This is a genomic window from Enterovibrio norvegicus FF-33, assembly GCF_000286835.2.
Taxonomy (GTDB): Bacteria; Pseudomonadota; Gammaproteobacteria; order Enterobacterales; family Vibrionaceae; genus Enterovibrio; species Enterovibrio norvegicus_A.
Genome location: NZ_AJYD02000038.1, coordinates 2,134,809 through 2,154,482 on the forward strand (window position 1 = coordinate 2,134,809; position 19,674 = coordinate 2,154,482).

Annotated in this window: 14 protein-coding genes; 9 read left to right on the forward strand and 5 right to left on the reverse strand. The window is 45.0% G+C overall.

Features of this window, described 5'->3' with window-relative positions; all coding sequences use genetic code 11:
* The first annotated feature begins 133 nt into the window (after positions 1-133).
* The 3 genes from A1OO_RS17635 (at position 134) to A1OO_RS17645 (ending at position 3,950) form a co-directional block, all read left to right on the forward strand.
* Complete coding sequence (locus A1OO_RS17635) at positions 134-472, forward strand: hypothetical protein (protein WP_016959802.1); 339 nt, start codon at positions 134-136, stop codon at positions 470-472.
* 386 nt (positions 473-858) lie between these two features.
* Complete coding sequence (locus A1OO_RS17640) at positions 859-2,445, forward strand: HlyD family efflux transporter periplasmic adaptor subunit (RefSeq protein WP_017003870.1); 1,587 nt, start codon at positions 859-861, stop codon at positions 2,443-2,445.
* Entirely contained in the window at positions 2,442-3,950 is a 1,509-nt protein-coding gene (locus tag A1OO_RS17645) for a glycosyltransferase (protein ID WP_017003871.1), read from the forward strand. The genes A1OO_RS17640 and A1OO_RS17645 overlap by 4 nt, the downstream gene beginning before the upstream one ends.
* Here A1OO_RS17645 and A1OO_RS17650 read toward each other — a convergent pair.
* Positions 3,941-4,264, reverse strand: a complete 324-nt coding sequence (locus A1OO_RS17650) for a DUF4156 domain-containing protein (protein WP_017003872.1) — start codon at positions 4,262-4,264, stop codon at positions 3,941-3,943. The two genes, A1OO_RS17645 and A1OO_RS17650, sit on opposite strands and share 10 nt — an antisense overlap.
* A gap of 182 nt (positions 4,265-4,446) precedes the next feature.
* Between A1OO_RS17650 and imuA the strand changes: the two genes are divergently transcribed.
* Genes imuA through A1OO_RS17665 form a run of 3 tightly spaced genes read left to right on the forward strand, consistent with a single transcriptional unit; the run spans position 4,447 to position 9,649 of the window.
* Positions 4,447-5,127 (forward strand): translesion DNA synthesis-associated protein ImuA, encoded by a 681-nt coding sequence (imuA, locus tag A1OO_RS17655; protein ID WP_017003873.1) that lies wholly within the window; start codon positions 4,447-4,449, stop codon positions 5,125-5,127.
* Positions 5,127-6,533 carry a Y-family DNA polymerase gene (locus A1OO_RS17660; protein WP_017003874.1) on the forward strand — a complete coding sequence of 469 codons (1,407 nt, stop codon included), beginning with the start codon at positions 5,127-5,129 and terminating at the stop codon, positions 6,531-6,533. Before imuA ends, A1OO_RS17660 begins: the two co-directional genes overlap by 1 nt.
* Positions 6,534-6,544: 11 nt before the next feature.
* Positions 6,545-9,649 carry an error-prone DNA polymerase gene (locus A1OO_RS17665; protein WP_017003875.1) on the forward strand — a complete coding sequence of 1,035 codons (3,105 nt, stop codon included), beginning with the start codon at positions 6,545-6,547 and terminating at the stop codon, positions 9,647-9,649.
* Between the two features lie 24 nt (positions 9,650-9,673).
* On the opposite strand, the gene A1OO_RS17670 is transcribed toward A1OO_RS17665, so the two are convergent.
* On the reverse strand, positions 9,674-11,032 hold the full coding sequence (locus A1OO_RS17670) for a hypothetical protein (RefSeq protein ID WP_017003876.1): 1,359 nt from the start codon (positions 11,030-11,032) through the stop codon (positions 9,674-9,676).
* A 391-nt stretch (positions 11,033-11,423) separates the two neighbouring features.
* Positions 11,424-12,368, reverse strand: coding sequence for a chemotaxis protein CheV (locus A1OO_RS17675; protein WP_016959810.1), 945 nt, complete (start codon positions 12,366-12,368; stop codon positions 11,424-11,426).
* Positions 12,369-12,702: 334 nt separating this feature from the next.
* Here A1OO_RS17675 and A1OO_RS17680 point away from each other — a divergent pair, with 334 nt between their 5' ends.
* From A1OO_RS17680 to A1OO_RS17690, 3 genes are all read left to right on the forward strand, one after another.
* Positions 12,703-13,626 carry a chemotaxis protein gene (locus tag A1OO_RS17680; protein WP_017003877.1) on the forward strand — a complete coding sequence of 308 codons (924 nt, stop codon included), beginning with the start codon at positions 12,703-12,705 and terminating at the stop codon, positions 13,624-13,626.
* A 204-nt stretch (positions 13,627-13,830) separates the two neighbouring features.
* Positions 13,831-14,139, forward strand: a complete 309-nt coding sequence (locus tag A1OO_RS17685) for a DUF496 family protein (RefSeq protein WP_016959812.1) — start codon at positions 13,831-13,833, stop codon at positions 14,137-14,139.
* Positions 14,140-14,614: 475 nt separating this feature from the next.
* Positions 14,615-16,675, forward strand: a complete 2,061-nt coding sequence (locus tag A1OO_RS17690; protein WP_017003878.1) for a hybrid sensor histidine kinase/response regulator — start codon at positions 14,615-14,617, stop codon at positions 16,673-16,675.
* 54 nt (positions 16,676-16,729) lie between these two features.
* Here the strand turns inward: A1OO_RS17690 and cqsA are convergent, their stop codons facing one another.
* Complete coding sequence (gene cqsA, locus A1OO_RS17695; RefSeq protein WP_016959814.1) at positions 16,730-17,896, reverse strand: alpha-hydroxyketone-type quorum-sensing autoinducer synthase; 1,167 nt, start codon at positions 17,894-17,896, stop codon at positions 16,730-16,732.
* Between the two features lie 580 nt (positions 17,897-18,476).
* Positions 18,477-19,550 carry a porin gene (locus A1OO_RS17700; RefSeq protein ID WP_017003879.1) on the reverse strand — a complete coding sequence of 358 codons (1,074 nt, stop codon included), beginning with the start codon at positions 19,548-19,550 and terminating at the stop codon, positions 18,477-18,479.
* Positions 19,551-19,674: the final 124 nt, after the last annotated feature.

The following is a 19,674-nucleotide window of genomic DNA, read 5'->3' on the forward strand; positions in this document are numbered from 1 at the left end:
CTTTTTTTAAAGATTGCTAACTAAGCTCCACTATCTTCAGCTAAGCCTAGGCAAATAGGCATTTTTTAATTAATTTTACTACAAATAATAAAAACATAATTTCAATAAATTCAAGATTTTTAGAGAGTACGCTATGCCGACTGTTATCCATTTTCCAACCGAAAATGTGCCACTTGCGCCGGAGCCATGCGCATTGACAGACCTGATCCGCGATGAACTTTTTCATCTGAGCTCAAATGAATATATGGTGAACTGTATTCTTGAAAGGATGAAGCCCTTTATCGCGACATTAGATTGTGATTTGGAATTAGATGTAGAAATCACCCCAGAAAATGAAGAAGGCGTGCTGCAAATGATACCTTCAGTGCAAGCACTACAAACACGTTTTGATGGCATCATTTCTGAAATCATCTCTGAGCGCATACTGCATGAAATTCATCTGTTTCACATCGAACGCGCATCAAAACTCTGATTGTATGCTCAGAGATAAAAACTCAATAAAAAACATTGAAGGAGCGTGATGCTCCTTTTTTGTTTCTGTTTCTTTTTTAAAGTCATTTTGCGAAAACCTCACCTCAATACCTAGCAATTTGCAGCTTGCGACGCTTTACACGTGAAGCCTCCCCCCATCTCCTTTGGGTGATTGCTAGCGCGTGTTTTATCGCCAATGTTCACGAGAAACGATCACGACCAGCCTACATGCTACGTTTTCCGCGACAATTCAGGTGGAAATGCCCATTTACTTATATACTCATTATTAATATCAAAAGTGAGAATTAAATCTTACAACATAAATGGGTGCACTCTTGGCGTGACTATTGCATTTACGAATCAGAAGTCATTATGTCTGGAGGCATTATGGGAGTAGCAGCGATTAGCACAGGTTCGATTCATACTTTTCAGTCCCGATCCGGTGCTCGAAAGTTTCCACGAATCGAATTTTCCGCACAAATCGAAATTGATGGCATTCTCTATCCGACGAAAGAATGGAGTGTTGGTGGTTTTTCGATTGGCGATGAAAAATATGCCGGTAAGAAAGGAGATAAGCACCACGGACATCTCTGTTTCGAGCTTCCGGTTGGGCGTTTCTCTACACCTGTTCAATTCGAGGTGATGCGAGCTAGCGAAAATGGCTACGCGCTGGGCTGCCAATTCTACTCTCTCAACTCCGGTCACCAAAAAACGCTACAAAGCATTGTTGATACCTACCTGACGGGCGAAACCATCTCTCTGGAGAGCGTAACCTCTTACGGTGTGAAAGCGCAGCTTCATGAAGAAGAAGTAAAGCGCATGCAGCAAAACTGGTGGCGTTTTGCCATTGTCGCCTTGGTGTCTGTCGCCTTGGTTATCACTGCAGCACTAATGATCCAGTCTCGTATCTTGTCCATCGCTTCCGCGCATGCGGCGGTTAGTCAGCCTGTGCTCACTCAACGCAGCTACAACAATGGTGTACTTAGGCTCGGTGACTACAAACCCGGCCAGCTGGTTGAGAAAGGGGAACTTCTGTTTACCGTATTTACAGAAGAGGGCACAGACCTTCTCGCCAAAGACACGCAGGTGCTCAGTGGCATCAACAGTGAAATCAATTATCTGCAAACACTGCTGCGTCAAAGCAAGGAGTCTGTCGCTCGTTACAATTCCCGCCTTTTCACCGAACTTCAAGTCATGACGGACAAGCGAAAATTACTCGAACAAGAGCTATCAACGCGCGAGCGAATTTTATCGCTTTATGCAAATGGTGTGAAAAGAGGCACTGTCGATACTATTTCTCGTGAGCTTGAGCGTATCGAGGTATTCGAAATTAAGCGGGCTCTGCTTTCGATGGATACTCAAATTGAAGAAATCGAATCCCAGCTTGATCAGATATTGATTGGGGTTCCCCCACGAGAAGCACAAGGCAGCTTGAACTCTCCCTTTGAAGTACAAAGTAAGCTCGACATGTTAGTGATTAAGAAAGACAGAGTACTCGAAGAGATCGAAAGGCTCAAAACCCGTGGTCTTGCTTACGCTCCTTGTAATTGCTATATCGTGACCATCAATGCCTCTGACGGTCAGGTCGTTCAAACAGGCACCTCGATATTTGAACTGTCTCCTGTCGCTCAACAAAACCGTACCGCGCGATCTATTTTGGCACTGATGCCTCTTGAAGGTGCAGAACTTCTGCATATTGGCATGCCCGTAGAATATCGACTCGCGAGTCGAGATGAGAAGTTAGTGGGCACTATCGACCATATTCAATACTACAGTGCATCAAACAGCGATATTTATAATGAAGAAGGTGAGTCACTAAGCGGCTTACCTAAGACTCTACCCAGGTTGCAACAGTACACCTTGATTAAAGTGTTGCCCTCAGATTCAGACCGCGACTCTATCGTTAACGAGCCCGCGACTGTGATTGCAACAGTGAGCTGGAAAGACATCTTCAAACATTGGTTTAATCTATGAATGTCGACAAGTTGGTTGTTAAGAACTTCCACCGTGATGACCCCAGTCATGTCACGATCTTATGGTGGTTGTTCTTTGGCGCTTTCCTCTTGGGATTATGGGCGCTCTATACCATCTTACCGACCGATCAAATACAACCCGAAGTACTTTACACACTTGGCATTATTGGTACCTGGCGCTATGGCTGGAAAAGTATTCACCTTATTCGCGGGCTTTATTATCAGTATGTGCGCTACCCTGCGTTATCTAGCTTGGCGGAAATGACACAAAAGCCGAGCGAAATTCTCGTGGTAATCCCTTGTTATCGCACCACGCCAGAGATCAGTGCACCGGTATTTAAAGCGCTGATTGACGAAATTGGAAACTTTGGCGTTGCATGTCGCGCTGTCGCATGTGTGACCGATGAAGCTGACATCAACATCATCGAATCTCAGTTCGATAAACTCAAGCAACGTGTTCCGGTCAGCCTCTACATTATCGATCAGGATGGCACAGGTAAACGCAATACCATGGCTGATGCACTCACTTTACTCGCAGAGGAACGTCCAGTATCAAAAGACAGCGTCTTAATTTTAATGGATGGCGATACGGTGTTACCCGAAGGTATTTTGACTAAAGTGTCTGGTTTTTTAATGCGTTATCACGATCTAGGTGCATTAACAACGCACAATAAACCGATAGTGAAAGGGAACTCTCTAACGCGTCAATGGTACCGTCAGCGCATGGCACAACGACACTTTTATATGAGTTCCCTAAGCCTGACTTACCGTGTACTGGTGTTAACAGGTCGCTTTTCTGCATACCGCGCATCTCTGGCTTTATCCCCCGATTTTATTGATAGCCTTCGATATGACCATGTTAAACACTGGCGTTATGGTCGTATACGCATGTTAACTGGCGATGATAAGAGTACTTGGTTCTTTGTCTTAAAAGAACGTTGGAAAATGCTCTATCTCCCAGATGTTGCTGTCACCTGTTTAGAAGATGCTCCATCAGGTAGCTTCGTCAAAACTAGCTTGTCATTGATGACACGTTGGTACGGTAATATGCTGAGAAGTAACATTCGCGCAATACAGCTTGGCCCCAAAAAAGCGGGGTGGTTTCTGTGGATTTGCTTGCTTGATCAACGTATTAGCATGTGGACAACCTTGATAGGGCCAGCATTGGCATTGGTCGTAGCAACCTATATGGGCGCCAAAGTGGTTATTGCTTACCTGTTTTGGGTCGTCGCCACACGAAGTGCAAATGTGCTTCTTATCTCGATACAGTCAGGACAGTTCCATCCTATATTCGTCCCCCTATTGTGGTACGAACAACTGATTGGTTCCTTGGTCAAGGTCTACCTGTTTTTCCACCCCAATATTCAGCGCTGGACCCGTCAGGGGATAGACGGCAAGGTGGAAGACCACTCGATATCTCAAGAAATAAAACGATGGTTGCCCCACCTAGAAACACTGGCTGCATTTTGTTCACTACTCATTTTCGTGATGTGGCTTTATGGATGACAAATATACGCCTTTGCCAAAAAGGTCACTGACGTAGAAAACGGCTTCGGGGAATAAAGCAAAATCGTATCTGCTCCCCGTTTTAAGGCCTTATTACGTAATTGGTTCACCGCTCCTTCCGTTAACACACCGTCACCAATCAACCAAAAATCATACCAATGCCCCTGAGAGCCAACGACCACACCCTTATCTTCGCAATCGGTCATTTCAAGTGCGTCACCCCACAAAACATTAATATTTTCACTTTCTGGCTCTGCCGTAGTCACACAAGCTGAGAGCAAAAATGGAACAAAAAATGGTAGCCATTTTTTCATGCTTTTCTCTACGTTTATTATTGTCTTAATCCCTGCGAGTATATGCGTTTCTTGACCCGCTTGCGACGATTTCAGCCTGCGACTATCTCGATTGACACAGACAGAAATGCAGTAAATCACACTTGCTCTCTCATTAAGATCCCCCTAGAATAATACTGTACATATATACAGTATTATTGATTATGCTTGATAACATTCTTGCTCTGCATTCTGGGATCTGGACGGCGAATCGCCTCTACCAACCCAACACACATTGCCGACCCAGTGGCCATGCCATTATTGATGAAAAGCTCGATGGTGGTTGGCCTGAATCTGGCGTGGTTGAACTGCAGCTCCCTTGCTTTGGCATTGGTGAACTGAGATTGGCTTTACCTGCCATCTCACGTGGAATGAAAGACAGTGAACTCATCTTGTTTGCTACGCCTCCAGGAGAACTCAACCCCCTTGCACTTTGCCAAGCTGACCTCGATTTGGACAAAGTGATTATCTTGGATGCGTCTTTACCATCAACATTGTGGTGTGTCGAACAAGCACTAAAAAGTGGTTGTTGTCGCACAGCTGTCTTGTGGGGAAAATCATTGTCGGTTACGCAAGCAAGGCGCTTGCAATTGGCAGCCGCTGAGAACGATTGTTTGCTGTTTATGTTCACGCACCAAAAAAGTACCCAAGGCTTGCCTGTCAGCTGTCGATTGTCCGTCACACCATCCGCAGATGGACTCACGATCAACGTGGTTAAACGTCGCGGGCTTCCAGTTCCACCCTTCTCATTGTCACTTCCAGCCATTTACAGCACCTATTCTCACCATCACTATCGACATGACTCTGACACTGCCTGCATCAATGTCGTTCCACTGTTTCGCTGATGCTGTGGCTCTATTTGTATTTTCCTGCATTGCTGCTCAATACCATAGAACGTGATAACGGCTCTGAGTCACCCCTGATTGTGCTTTCTCGCACTAACGGTGAAGTGTGTCAGGCAAATCTTGCAGCCCGCGAACATGGCATTGTTCCTAGCAACGATTTGGGTACCGCGAGTGCACTTTGCCATGGGCTTCATGTGATGGATTACGATGAAAAACAAGAAGCTGAACGCCTATTGCAACTGGCAGCTTTGATTTATCACGTCAACGCAGACATTGTGCTTTATAAGCCCAATGGGTTATTGATGAAAGTGAGTCCGATGCTCAAGCTTTATGGTTCGCTCGATCATTACTGGCAGGCATTATTGCCCGTCTTAAAGAACGAGCAAATCACCTTCCATTTTGCGTTAAGCCCTTACCCTGAAGCGGCAAGATATCTGGCACAAGCAAGCGCTGACAAAGGCTTTCTCACCAAAGAAATCACAGAAAGTGCATTAACAACCCTGAGCGTGCATCAATTAGGATTCACCCACAAGCAAGCAGTTCAACTAGAACGAATGGGGATCCGCCACGCCAAACAGTTGTTTAATTTGCCTATTGCTTCTCTCGGCCAACGCTTTGGGAAAACCTTTTCTGCGCAACTTCGCGCCCTGACACAGAGCCACATTGCACAGCAGGCGTTCTTTTCACCTCCGGAATATTTTCATCAATCGCTCGAGCTTCTGCATGAGATTGCCAACAACCAAACCCTCAGCTTTCCACTTCAGCGCATGTTAAGGGAAATGGAGAAATTCCTTTTCGCAAGGGAGGCTGTTGTACCCAATATCACGCTTACTTTCAGGCAGCGTGAATATGACGATGATAAGGTAATCACTCTCTCGGCAGCCACACCTGAATCAGCAGCAAGCCGTTGGATGCCTCTGCTGCAACTGCACCTGGAAAAGCTAAAGCTCGATGCGCCCGTCACGCATATTCGCCTTGATGCCAGCACTTTGCTCCCCAAGCAATCCCCCACACAGGATCTCTTTGCAGGAAAACGCGGACAGCTTACACCAGGGGAGCTGATCAGCCTGATGCAGGCCAAAGCCGGAAAACAGGCGGTATACAGTTTAACGCTAGAAAATGATCATCGACCTGAGCGCGCATTTCGTCGCCAAAACCCCTTACAACCGTGTGCGCAAACATTACCTTCTCACCTTCCTCCTCGCCCCTCATTACTGCATGTCACTCCACGTCCATTGCTTTCGCGCCCAGACACGCTTGCAGGGCCTGAGCGTATCAGCGGGGGATGGTGGGACAAAGCTCCCATACAGCGCGATTACTTTGTTGCACGCAATAAACAAGGGCAGCTGTGTTGGGTGTTTCGCACTGCAACGGGAGAATGGTTTGAACATGGTTTGTTTTGTTGAGAGGACACAACATGTCGCATAAACATTCGCCTTGGTTTAGCGAGTTTCACTGTAAAAGCAACTACAGCTTTCTGGTTGGCGCTTCACACCCCGAAGAGCTGGTCGTACGCGCGGCCACCTTAGGCTATAACGCACTCGCCATTACCGATGAATGTTCGCTTGCTGGCGTAGTGCGTGCTTACACCGCAATTAGAGATCAGCAACTAGATCTGACACTGATCATAGGTTCAGAGATTCTCTTTAAAGGAGAAAAATTGGTACTGCTCTGCCCCAACCGCATCGCTTATGGTGAACTAGCCCGATTAATCACCCAAGCGCGAATGCGTAGCGAGAAAGGTCACTATCAAGTCTTCGGCGAGGATTTTAGTCACATCAAACATTGCCTGTGCATTTGGCTCCCGACATTGGAGCATGAAGAAAAAAGTGATTCTGTACATTTCCAGTATTGGGTTAAGCAAACCTTCGATGGTCGACTATGGATTGGTGCTGAGCGCCTTCTTTTGCCCGATGAAGCTAGGTACCTCACTCTGATAGATACCCTTGCCAATACCTTAGATTTACCTGTTGTCTGTACCAACGATGTATTAATGCACCACCCGCGACGCCAGCCCTTACTTGACGTGATCACCGCAATTCGCCTTCGCAAGCCGCTAAATGAATGCGGTTTATCTCTACCACGCAATGGTGAGCAAGCGCTTAAGCCTCTCGATAAAATCGCCAAACTCTATCCTGACGCATGGATACAAGAAACCGCGCGCATTACGAGTCGATGCGATTTCTGTCTAAGTGAATTACGTTATGAATACCCTGCCGAATTGGTTCCCGACGGATTTACCATTAGCCACTACCTTCGTCACCTTGTCGAAAAAGGCATCATCCTGCGTTTTCCTGACGGCATAAAACCGGAGGTTCGCGCTATTATCGAAAAAGAATTGATGCTGATTGCCGAGCAAAAATACGAGTACTTTTTCCTGACGATTTACGACATCGTTCAATTTGCGAAATCACAAGGGATTTTATATCAAGGGCGGGGATCTGCCGCTAACTCTGTCGTCTGCTATTGCCTTGAAATTACTGCGGTCAACCCAGAAAAAATCAACGTACTCTTCGAACGCTTTATTTCCAAAGAACGTGACGAGCCGCCTGATATTGATGTGGATTTTGAGCACGAACGCCGTGAGGAAATCTTCCGCTATATCTACACAAAATATAGCCGTGAGCGTGCCGCATTAGCGGCAACGGTGATCACCTATCGGTTTAAAAGTGCCTTTAGAGATGTTGGCAAAGCACTCGGCATCAATGAAACGCAACTGGATTACTACATCAAAAATCTCAACCACAGAGACAAGGATCTAAACAAAGCCGAACAACTGAATGCATTAGGACTTGATACAGAGTCTCATATTGGTCGCTGGCTATTGGCGTTAGTAGAAGAAATCCGTGGTTTCCCTCGCCATTTAAGCCAACACGTGGGCGGATTTATTATCTCGGCAGGGCCATTGTATGAATTGGTTCCGGTTGAAAACGCGGCCATGGCTGAGCGCAGTGTGATCCAATGGGACAAGGATGATCTGGCGTCCCTCGGCTTACTGAAAGTCGACATTCTTGCACTTGGGATGCTAAGCGCTATTCGTAAAGCCTTCGCAATGATCAGTCAGCATCATCAACGATCACTATCTATCGCAGACATAACCGCAATGGGCGATGACCCCGTGGTTTACCAACAGCTACAAAAAGGCGATTCTGTGGGTCTATTTCAGGTCGAATCTCGCGCACAAATCAACATGCTGCCAAGGCTAAGACCCTCTTGTTACTATGATTTAGTCATCCAAATCGCCATTGTACGTCCAGGCCCCATACAAGGGGATATGGTGCATCCCTATCTCAAGCGTCGGTGGGGACAAGAAGCCGTTTCATACCCATCAAAAGCGGTGGAATCTGTATTGTCGCGAACCATGGGCGTGCCGATTTTTCAGGAACAAGTTATTCAACTGGCGATGGTCGCAGCAGGGTTTACCGGCGGTGAAGCCGATCAACTTCGCCGAGCCATGGCGGCATGGAAACGCAGTGGAAAATTGGCGCCGTTCAGAGAGAAGCTGATCAATGGAATGCAGGAGCGCGGCTATGAACTCGCCTTTGCCGAGCAAATTTTCAGGCAAATACAAGGGTTCGGAGAATACGGTTTTCCTGAATCGCACAGTGCTTCGTTCGCCGTGTTGGCGTACACATCGGCGTGGTTAAAACATTACTACCCCGTCGCCTTTTATTGTTCTTTGCTAAATAGCCAACCCATGGGGTTTTACAGCCCTTCACAACTCTTGCAAGACGCAGCACGTCACGGTGTCAAAATCTTACCTGTGTGTGTGAATCACAGCCAATGGGATCACCAGCAAGTATTAGAAGGGAATCAACCTGTTTTGCGTTTGGGGTTTCGTCTCGTTAAAGGCTTTTCCGCTCAAGGTGGCGAACAGCTAATTTCTCGCCGCCCTAAGCACGGTTTTCAACACCTTAATGCTCTGCGTCAAAGCGGCCTTAGTCGTGGCGATCTTCAAGCGCTCGCCAGCGCCAATGCCACACAAATACTTGCCAACAACCGTTTTTCAGCGCGCTGGCAAATGATGGATGATACGCACACGTTGCCACTACTGGTAGACACAACACCAACAACCGACGACACCAAAGCCATAATCTCGCCCACAGCCATCGAAGATGTGATTGAAGATTATGCCGCGACAGGATTAACACTAGGCCAACACCCTATTGCGCTGCTAGACGTGAACGGAAAGTTAGGGAAACATCGCCTAGCCAACGAGTTAACAACGATTCAATCAGGCACCGTGGTGACAGTAGCAGGGGTGGTCACAGGGAGACAACGCCCAGGTACCGCCAGCGGCGTCACTTTCATGACGTTGGAAGATCAAACCGGAAATATCAACGTGGTGGTTTGGTTAGCCACAGCGCGGGCGCAAAATACACCGTTTGTCGCGTCAAAGATTTTGAAGATAAAAGGCATATTAGAACGAGAAGGCGACGTGGTGCATATTATTGCGGGTCGCTTGATTGACATGACATCAACGCTTGATCAGCTACTTATCCAAGCTCGAGATTTTCACTGACCATATGCTTTGAGCAACAAGAAATCAACCAAAAACTTCTTCTACATCAACAACTTTTGAGCGATTCACTGTTATCTTCCAACGTTGTAGCGTCATGCTGCCATCTTGGTTTTTCTGTTTGGAAATCAGATTAAACTGGTGGCGTTTATCGATAGATTCCTGCGTCACTTTCCCTTCATTAAGGGTATAAAAACGCTGCTTACCACGCGCCATCAGACGAGAAAACGGACGAAAATCGACTTTCCACACTTCTCGTGTCATGTCATACCCACTGAGGAATTTCGTGGTCGACATTTGCGTCACCATTTTAATGCGAACAACGGACTCTTCTCGTTGACGAAGCTTCCCACGACGCACTTTTCGCACATCTTCAGGGATCTTGTCGAACGGAATATAATCGAGCCATTCAAGCTGATTACCGATTCGCTGCCCCGACGTTGGGTCCGTAAACAACTTGCGCCATTTGGGGCGGCCTTTACGAATCCAGCGCCACAATACATCACGAAGATCATCTTTAAAGATTTCACGTAATGCATATAAACCTGCCATCGCGAGAACAAACGACAAGGTGATTTCGCCAAGGAAACTTCGCATACGGATAATCGCGATAGTCACGAAAATCATCACAAGCCCAGTTGCTGTACCCTTCGCAATCTTATTCAGCGTTTGTCCCAGTACCACGTCGTTTTGACGAATCGTTACCGGGTATTCAATCAAACGTCGCGCAAGCCGCATTTTGTTCACCATGCGAGTTGGGTCATTTTGCGCTTTTAGCGAATTATAATTTTGAGCAAGGCGATAAGCCGCTTCTGATTCACAGAATTTAATCAACTGCTCGCGGATAGGCTTGAACGCTGCGCTTCTTGGCATGTGAGCCACAAGAGACAGAAAACGCTGCTCGGTGAGCCATGATAAGTAATTATCGATATTATTGAAGTACTTGATCAGGCTGTCATCTTTTGGCTTATAACGGCGCAGACGACGCAAAATTTCCACCGCCATGTCCGTGATCACTTCAAGCTGCTCAACCGCATCCTCTTCTTCAAGATCTTTAAGAGAATCAAAAAAACGGTGGGTCGTTTTCTCTAAAGACAATGAATACTGGTAAGCATACAAACTCAAGCTGACGCGATATTTATCCGATGGGAGCTTGTCCCGGCTAGCCAAGCGTGAGTGTACAAGAGGAAGATGATATTGAGACGTAAAATACGTACGGGTGTTAGAAAGCACCGTGTTATAAAAATCGTCTTCGCTCAATACGTTCTTGGAAAAATCGAGTTCTCCAGGAACGAAAAGGTAGAATTCGACATCCTGTCGTTTTATCTCTTCATTTAGTATCGCGATCCGTGCGGTCAATCCCTCATATTTTTCAACAGAGATCAATTAGGTACTCCAAATTTTTCATTTTTTAACGGGTATTTTGCCACTTGTTGTACAGTTTAACGAATTTGCTTTTCAAAACCGAAGTAAAAGTGAAGAGTCTTACAAAATAACAAAGAGCGTGCAATTTATGACCACCCAGCCCATGTCGCACCACAGTCCGCGTCTTTCAAGGGTAAAAGCAAAAACGACACGTAACACTCACTGGGTTATCCACAGAAAAAGTGAATAAAATCTCAGGCATACATAGTCACAGAAAGGGACTCGCCGTTGCCACGCAATGGTTTGGGTGACCTTGCGAAAAAGCAACGATGGGGTAAATGCGCAATATCGGTGAAAAGCGGGCAATGGCTTGCCGTGGATCTGTTCTCTCTTCTTCGCTTTTTCTAATAATTCACTTTTGCTCCAGCGCTTCTCGCATACGCGTTTGCACCACATCCACCAAGAGATCAGGTTGAAACTTAGACACAAAACGATCACAGCCTACTTTTTCAACCATGGCTTCATTAAAGCTGCCACTTAGCGACGTATTCAACGCAACATAGAGATTGCTCATTCTGCTATCGGCACGAACTTCGGACGTCAGCTTGTATCCGTCCATTTCTGGCATCTCAGCATCGGTGATCATCAACAAGATTTCGTCAGTGACTTTTTTGCCTTCATCACACCATGACTTGAGCAAATTCAATGCATGCGCGCCATTTTTCATCTCAATGCATTCAATGCCAAGTTGTTTCAATGTTTCTGTTACTTGTTTTCTGGCGGTGGACGAATCATCGACCACCAAGACTTTTCTGCCCATTAAGTGATGTGACAAGTCCTGATCAAGCACTTCCTCAGAAATACCGATGTCATAGGAAACAATCTCAGCCAACACTTTTTCAACATCGATGATTTCAACCAGCTTATGCTCATTTTCATGCTCTAGCTTGGCGATCGCCGTCAAGTAGTTACCGCGCCCAGTACTCGGCGGCTCCATGATTTCATTCCAGCCCATATTCTTGATATAAACCACTTTACCTACCAAAAATGCCTGAATGGAGCGGTTATATTCGGTCACGATCAGGTTCGCATCCTGATCTTTTTCAAGTGGGCGCATCCCTACTGACTGGCGCATATCAATCACAGGAATCGCGTTACCACGAATGGTCGCCACACCACAAATTTTAGGGTGGGAACCTGGCATCTGATTAAGATGCGGCACTTTAAGGACTTCACGAACTTTGAAGACGTTGATAGCAAAAAGCTGTCGCGTACCAAGTTGAAAAATCAATAACTCGAGTCTATTTTCACCAACGAGGCGGGTGCGGGAATCTACGGAATCTAAAATACTCGTCATGGGTCTACTAACCGCTCTTTGATCACTTCACTATGTGGATACTAGTGTCTAATTCAGATGACCAGTAAAACACATTTCATGGCACGGCTCATCATCGCGTTATTATTTAGCGCGTAACCTATCAATTACCCTTAATAATAGAAAAAATCCTTGAACAAAGCGAAACCTCAATCGCCAAGCCACATAACAGATCCTTACAAATCAAATCACTATCACAGAATTTTTTGCTAATCTTCACTGATAAATCAGAAGAACCTAGGTGTTATCATGACGATGAAAAGCTACAATTAAGGAACAAGCATTAAAACACATCTGTTTACTGACAGGCGCTCATATGAAAAGCAAGGCCAATGAATCTCAGGGAATGTTGCTCTTTAAACTTTCTGCCATGCAGACATTTGCTATTGGCACGCTTAAAGTGAGAGAAATCGTTCCCTTCTGCCCACTGACAGCACTTCCTGGCTCTCACCACACAGTCATTGGCACTGCCAACATGCGGGGCATCACTACCCCTGTCATTGATATGGCGAAAGCGATTGGCTATCCACCCGTAAGCAAAGAAGATTACAAAGACTGCTTTATCATTATTACAGACTGCCAACGTCGTGTAGTTGGGTTTCTCGTGCGAGGCATTGAAAAGATCAGCGAATGTGACTGGCGAAATATCACCCCTCCACCAAACACATTGGGATTGCACGCATTCCTGACCGGGGTAATGCATGTGGATGAAAAAATTGTCCAACTGCTCGACGTAGAACTCATTATGTCGAAAGTATTTCCGACCTCTTACGATAAGCTACATCCGATCCTTGCTGATGTGGACCGAGAAAAACTTAAACCCATGCATATCCTCTTGGTGGATGATAGTAGCTTAGCTCGACGTCAGCTTTCAGAAGCGCTCGATAGCATTAATATCCCCTATGTCGTGAGTGCCAACGGGCTTGATGCGCTCGAAAAGTTGAAGAGTTCCGCCTTAGAAGGCAGACCATTTGATATTGTGGTCAGCGATATTGAAATGCCGGGTATCGACGGATATGAGTTGGCGTTTGAGATTCGGAGTAATAGTTCAATTTCGGAGGCTTATCTGATTCTTCATACCTCATTATCAAGTGAAATCAGTGTTGACCGCGCGAAGCAAGTTGGCGCGCATGAAGCACTGGAGAAGTTCGATGCGACTGAACTGGTTAATGCCATGCTTCGAGGAGCCAACTTGAAGACGGAGAATGAGCATGTTTGCCTAGAGGGCACGATCGAGTAATTTACTTTCATTTGTCATCATGTAGCGTAAACATACCGTACAATGTACACCTTGCATGATGACAAATGCATCCCAATACACATCTGCACTCCACGTCCATTACATCTTTAGCAATTACTCGCTTTTCCTTGATCAAAAGACTGTTTCCCGCTCCCTCGATATGGTTTAATTTCGTCAGGATCACACATAGAAGGTTAAAGACCTATGAACAATGTATTCGAGATCGTTAAGTTCTCTCGTCGCAAAAATAAACTGAAGCGGGAAATTCAGGACAACGAGAAAAAAATCCGCGACAACCAAAAGCGCGTTACTTTGCTTGAGAACCTGCTTGATTACATTCAGCCAGACATGACTCACGACGAAATCGTTGAAATCGTCAAGAACATGAAAGCAGACTATGAAGATCGCGTCGATGACCACATCATCAACAGCGCGGAAATCTCTAAAGAACGTCGTGAAATCAGCCGCCAAATCAAAGAACTGACTCGTCAGGAAAAAGAAGGCAAGAAATAATCCTTTCACGCATGTGATTGGAGCCAATCGTTGTTATGGTCTATTTCTTAGTTGTCATTTATGGCTTCGAAATAGGCCATTGTTACGCAATTTATTAACACCTTAACCCAGAGTGGTCTGCGCTTCATTTTTCTGCTCTCATCCCCCGCGATACTCATCTTCGTTTACTCAGATACAAACGTGATACTTGTACAAATAATAAGACACCACTATCGCTACTGTTTGTATAAAGTCTGTCCTATGAATCGATTGTAGGCATAGTCATTTCTTGTTCATCAATATGAATATGAACACTCATTTTTCTTAGTTTATCAATGATAATATGTGCGTTCGAAACTGGAGTCCCATGAGATACACGCCAGAGCATTAACCAATATATTAATTTTGGCTAGCACCCTTCACTTTGATGGGAAAAATACCCAAGATAGACCTTTGGGCTATTAACATTGAACTATGGCAGAATTTTATCAAAAGCATGGAAGCGGCATTTCGCAAAGTTTATCAATACGCTGAACCAAACCTGACACTCGTGAGCTGGATGGGATTAATTGGCTTTCCGGCTTACTATTTCATTTGGCAATATATATATCCTCAAGCTTATGAAAACTTGCCTCTTCGACTGTTTTGTTGCTTGTTTTTTGTCATTGTATTAGTAAGAAACAAGCTAAGTCCCGTACTGAAAGAACGTATGCACTGGTTCTATCAAATCGCCATTTCCATTGTTCTTCCCTTCTTTTTCTTCTATATGCTATTGATGAACAATTGGTCCACCGTTTGGCTACTTTCCTTTATGGCCGCAATTTTCCTTCACATATTGCTGGTACATATTACTTGGGTCATGTTTGCTCAAACATTGGCAGGTATTACCATGGCAACGATCTGTGCCTGGGCTGAGAAGGGGTATCACCTCGCATTCTCGATGGATTGGACCTACATGCCAGTGTTCCTTTTCATCTACCTTTTCGGCAATTTATTTTTCTTCCGCAATCAACAAGAGCATGAAACCAAAGTGTCGATTGCCAAAGTGTTTGGTGCAGGTATTGCTCACGAAATGCGAAACCCGCTCAGTGGTCTTTGCTCTTCCATTGATTTAATACGTTTGACGATTCCGGATCCTAAGGGCAGCAACAATCGGGTTTATCAACTCCGCGAAGAAGACGTCTTGTTACTCCGTGAGATCAGTGACGACGCGATGAACATCATTCGTGCCGGTAATGAAACCATCGATCTTCTGCTGACGTCCATTGATGAAAACCGCGTTTCCCGCTCAACATTTAAAAAGCACGCTGTCAAAAATGTGCTTCAACATGCTGTCGATAGTTTTGGTTTCAGGAGCGCCACAGACAAAACGGCGATAACCATTAGAAACACCGATACCTTTGATTTTCTTGGCAGCGATACCCTGCTGAAGTACGTTATCTATAACCTGTTTAAAAACGCTTTTCATCATCGAATCGGAGAAGACTTTGCGATAGATCTGATGGTGGAAGTCGGTGATAGGGAAAATCGAATCATTGTTCGTGACAATGGTCAGGGAATATCCAGTGATATTCTTGACCTGATTTTCGAGGACTTTTACACCACAGGAAGAACCGGAAATTACGGACTGGGATTGCCATTTTGCCGAAAAGTCATGCGTTCCTTTGGTGGCGAAATCAGTTGCGATTCTAAGGCCGGGGAGTGGACTGCGTTCACTCTCACCTTCCCCACATTAGACTCCTCGATTGCTCAAGATATCAAGCACAACCTGATCAAACTTAAATCGATGCTGATGGTGACCAATGACGCTGATTTAGTCCGGCGTACGGCGAAAATCAGTAAAAAAATGGGCTTCAACCTGCAAACTATCGATGTGCTACACGTTCTGAAGAAGCCCGAGTTTGATTTTGAATACGATGTCATCATTGTCGATTTGGAGAGTGTAGGAACAAATGGTGATGTGCTTGGCCATATAGAACCTTTACTTTCGTTCACTGAGGCAAAAATCGTATACCTGCACAACAGTTCATCGACCGGCCATCAATCGCATGCTGTGTACAACCCAACCTGGATTGAGGGGCTAGCATGGCGCTTGAATACCCCAATGGTGATTGAGCAGTTATTTTTCGACACCGTAGATGCTTCAATACCCAACAAGCGTTCACAAACCCCAAGCAATACCGAGACACAAACCATTATGGTAGTGGATGACAGTGAGTCACTCCGCCAAATGACTTCTATCGTTTTAGAAAAACAGGGGTTTAACGTTATTCAATGCGCCAATGGTCACAATGCAATAGCGATGCTTAAACAAGATAAACAGCATGTGGATTTGATCCTGATGGATATCGAAATGCCTGTGATGGATGGGGTGGAAACATCGCGTCGTATTCGCTCTTCACTCCAAGCTTATGCTGATGTCCCTATTATTGCTCACACAGGTGACAATTCTCGACCCACTCTTGAAAGAATTACATCCTCAGGCATGACAGACTTCATTATCAAACCCTCCGAGCAGCAGCAATTGAGAGACAAAATAACGACCTGGCTTTCATAAAAAACTCTGCCATTGCAGAGCTTCTTATCCATACATGATTTACCAAGCCTTACTTCAATGGATGGTGAGATCAGAATTTTCATAAGCAGCCTGACAAACTGTCAGCACATGATCCACTTCCCGATAGCTCATATCTGCATTCAAGGAGAACCGGATCAATGCTTTGTTCTTTGCCGTTGCCGGTGCACAGAAAACCGCACCGAACACACCGTTGCTTTCCAAAAAGTCCCTTACATGTTCTGTGTTTTTCTCATCACCACACTCCAGAGAAATAATTTGGGATTCACTACGGATTTTAAAGCCGATATCACGAAGACCCATGCGCAGCACATCCGATATTTCAAACAAGCGCTTTCGCTTCTCATCGCCCTTTTTTATCACGTCCAATGTCGCATCAAGCCTTGCGACCTCCTGCGGTAATACAGTAGAACTGAATATCGCAGGGAACGACACAAACGGTAACGCTTTGATAAGACTCGCTGGACCAAGTACTGCCCCAGCTCGATAAGCAAACGCCTTTGCAAGACTGGTCGTAACAAAGTCCACTTGATCCCGCACTTCCATTTCATTAATTAGGCCCGAGCCGTCTGGCCCATGCGTGCCAAGCGAATGCGATTCATCAACCACCAACGCACAATCAAACTCCTGAGCCACTTCGTAGATGGCGCGAAGCGGTGCGATGGTACCTATCGTGCTGTAAACCGAGTCAATCAATATAATACCAGGGCCGTATTTTTTAATTTGTCGTTTAAGGTTTGATACGCTGTTATGAATAAAAGGAATAATCCGTGCACCCGCAATCCGGGCGCCTTCCCATAGTGACATGTGCGCAAAGAAATCGATATATACGCACTTTTTCGGCTCACAGATGGTTTGCAATAAGCCGATATTCGCCGACCATCCAGATTGAGAGAGTACACAACCTTCCAACCCCACAAACTCTGCCAGACGCTTTTCAAAGTCCGGTTTATGATCCTCATCCTGAAGAAAAACAGCAGACATCACCACATTTTCATTCGACGCAATAATGGCGTCCACATGTGCTTTCTGAATATGGCTATCAAGACTCAACGACAAGTAGTCATTACTTTGCATGATCACCGCATCTTTTCCCGGTCGACTGCTGACGGGTAATGGCCGACCATTTTCATATGGTTCAGTCATATCACGTAGAAACGAATTCAAACGCGCATCGACGAAAGAAGGAAGCTTTTTTCTCATTGTAGGTTGATGTTCCATGTGCCTAGCCTCGTCCTGTTAAAGAAAAACGCCGAATTCGGCGCGTTTTTTATCAAGAGCAACTTAGAGATACCGCAGAGAGAAATAAGAGGCATCTATATATTGCCTGAATATATGGCATATTATGAATGAAACTTGTTTTCCGATTATTTTTAAGTTTGCGAATATTCATACCTACTATATGAAACCTTTTTTATATATATGCGGGTATGAGAATGGCTGAAATTATTAAAAAACCTTCCTTATATTTATAAATAGAACCCCGACAGTCTTCTTTCGTACTGACTAACAACGATCAGATCACTTCCCTATTTCCCTTTACAAAGCTTAGCGTTAAGTCTGGTATTGAGACGCTGATCTTTTATAAGCCAACCTTGTGCTTTTAAAGCCCATCAATTTGCACTTAGCGGATTCAAAATCGTCTTAGCCCTTATTTTTTAATGCCATGTGTTTTTGCATTAGAAAACCGAAATATGATGCTATTTTGGTGCAACGAAAAAAGCCCAGCGCGAGGCTGGGCTTTCAAAGCAGTGTGAAGTTTAAGCGTATTTAGTGGAAGTGATTACCAGTAAACGCGTGCACCGATGGCGTACATCATTTCGCTGTCAAAACTTGTGGCTGGAGCAACTTGTAGGTCATTCTTATCATTGCTTACGCCAAGTGAAGTCGTACCGTCAACATACGCCACTTCGCTATATACACGGAAATAACTATTGAACTTATACACGCTACCTACGTAAAGAACGTCAGCTTCACCTTCGGTTTTATCGCTGATTTTGAAACCTTTGGTTTCGAAATCAGAGTATTCGTATGCACCATACACGCTCGCTTTGTCATTTAGACCATAGCTAAATGCTAACGCGTAACCGGTGCGGTTCAGCTCTTCGGTACCATTGTTGCGTTCAATATCACTTGCTGAGTACTGGGCACCAACATATAGGTCTCCGAATGTTCTTTCTACCCAAATTGAACGGTAAAGGTCTTCAAACTTCGACTCTGGATACGTTGTTTTAACTAATTTGCCCGTATCATCTCGAGATTCAACATCTTTTTGCTCTGGGTTGTTTTTCTCTGCTTTAGAAACACCCGCTGTAATGTCGAAACCAGCAACGCTTACACGACCAAACAATTCTGCAACTTCCGCATTATCGCCATCTTCTGGTAATGCGTAGCTCGCATCGACATAGAAAGAATTACCTTCATATGAATAACGAACAGAACTATCGTGCTTACCACCCGAAACCGCGCCCTCAACAATGTGGCTACCACCGAAGAAATAAGAATTATCAACACCCCAAAGGTCATCAGCTGTCAGGTATTGCTTACCAATAGTAACCTTACCCCAATCACCGGTTGCGCCGATGTAGCTGTAACGGTTTTTGAATTCGCTCGCTACACTAAATTCCAATGCTGCTAGTACATCAAAATTATCGTTCACTTTATACAAAGCAGATACGGCTGCGCGAGAGCTACCGTCATCAAGCTTGACATCAGAGTCAGGAGATTTGGTCAGTTTTGCGCGAAGAGAGCCGCTAAATTCTGCTGAACCGTTTTCACCACTATAGATTTCTGCTGCACTGACATTGCCAGCGAAAAGTACTGCTGGGATGACTACTGCCAAAAATTTCTTATTCATATACTACGTCCTGTAATTCTTATCATCATTCCATTTGCAACGATGCTGCGAAATAAAATTAACATCCAAGAAACACAGGGATCAACGATACATTTTCTAACAATTACAACGATTAATGAATATA

Bases quoted from the DNA above. Each gene is read 5' to 3' on its own strand.
- A1OO_RS17635 (WP_016959802.1), top strand. From the start codon at position 134: ATGCCGACTGTTATCCATTTTCCAACCGAAAATGTGCCACTTGCGCCG.
- A1OO_RS17640 (WP_017003870.1), top strand. From the start codon at position 859: ATGGGAGTAGCAGCGATTAGCACAGGTTCGATTCATACTTTTCAGTCC.
- A1OO_RS17645 (WP_017003871.1), top strand. From the start codon at position 2,442: ATGAATGTCGACAAGTTGGTTGTTAAGAACTTCCACCGTGATGACCCC.
- A1OO_RS17650 (WP_017003872.1), bottom strand. From the start codon at position 4,264: ATGAAAAAATGGCTACCATTTTTTGTTCCATTTTTGCTCTCAGCTTGT.
- imuA (WP_017003873.1), top strand. From the start codon at position 4,447: ATGCTTGATAACATTCTTGCTCTGCATTCTGGGATCTGGACGGCGAAT.
- A1OO_RS17660 (WP_017003874.1), top strand. From the start codon at position 5,127: ATGCTGTGGCTCTATTTGTATTTTCCTGCATTGCTGCTCAATACCATA.
- A1OO_RS17665 (WP_017003875.1), top strand. From the start codon at position 6,545: ATGTCGCATAAACATTCGCCTTGGTTTAGCGAGTTTCACTGTAAAAGC.
- A1OO_RS17675 (WP_016959810.1), bottom strand. From the start codon at position 12,368: ATGACGAGTATTTTAGATTCCGTAGATTCCCGCACCCGCCTCGTTGGT.
- A1OO_RS17680 (WP_017003877.1), top strand. From the start codon at position 12,703: ATGAAAAGCAAGGCCAATGAATCTCAGGGAATGTTGCTCTTTAAACTT.
- A1OO_RS17685 (WP_016959812.1), top strand. From the start codon at position 13,831: ATGAACAATGTATTCGAGATCGTTAAGTTCTCTCGTCGCAAAAATAAA.
- A1OO_RS17690 (WP_017003878.1), top strand. From the start codon at position 14,615: ATGGAAGCGGCATTTCGCAAAGTTTATCAATACGCTGAACCAAACCTG.
- cqsA (WP_016959814.1), bottom strand. From the start codon at position 17,896: ATGAGAAAAAAGCTTCCTTCTTTCGTCGATGCGCGTTTGAATTCGTTT.
- A1OO_RS17700 (WP_017003879.1), bottom strand. From the start codon at position 19,550: ATGAATAAGAAATTTTTGGCAGTAGTCATCCCAGCAGTACTTTTCGCT.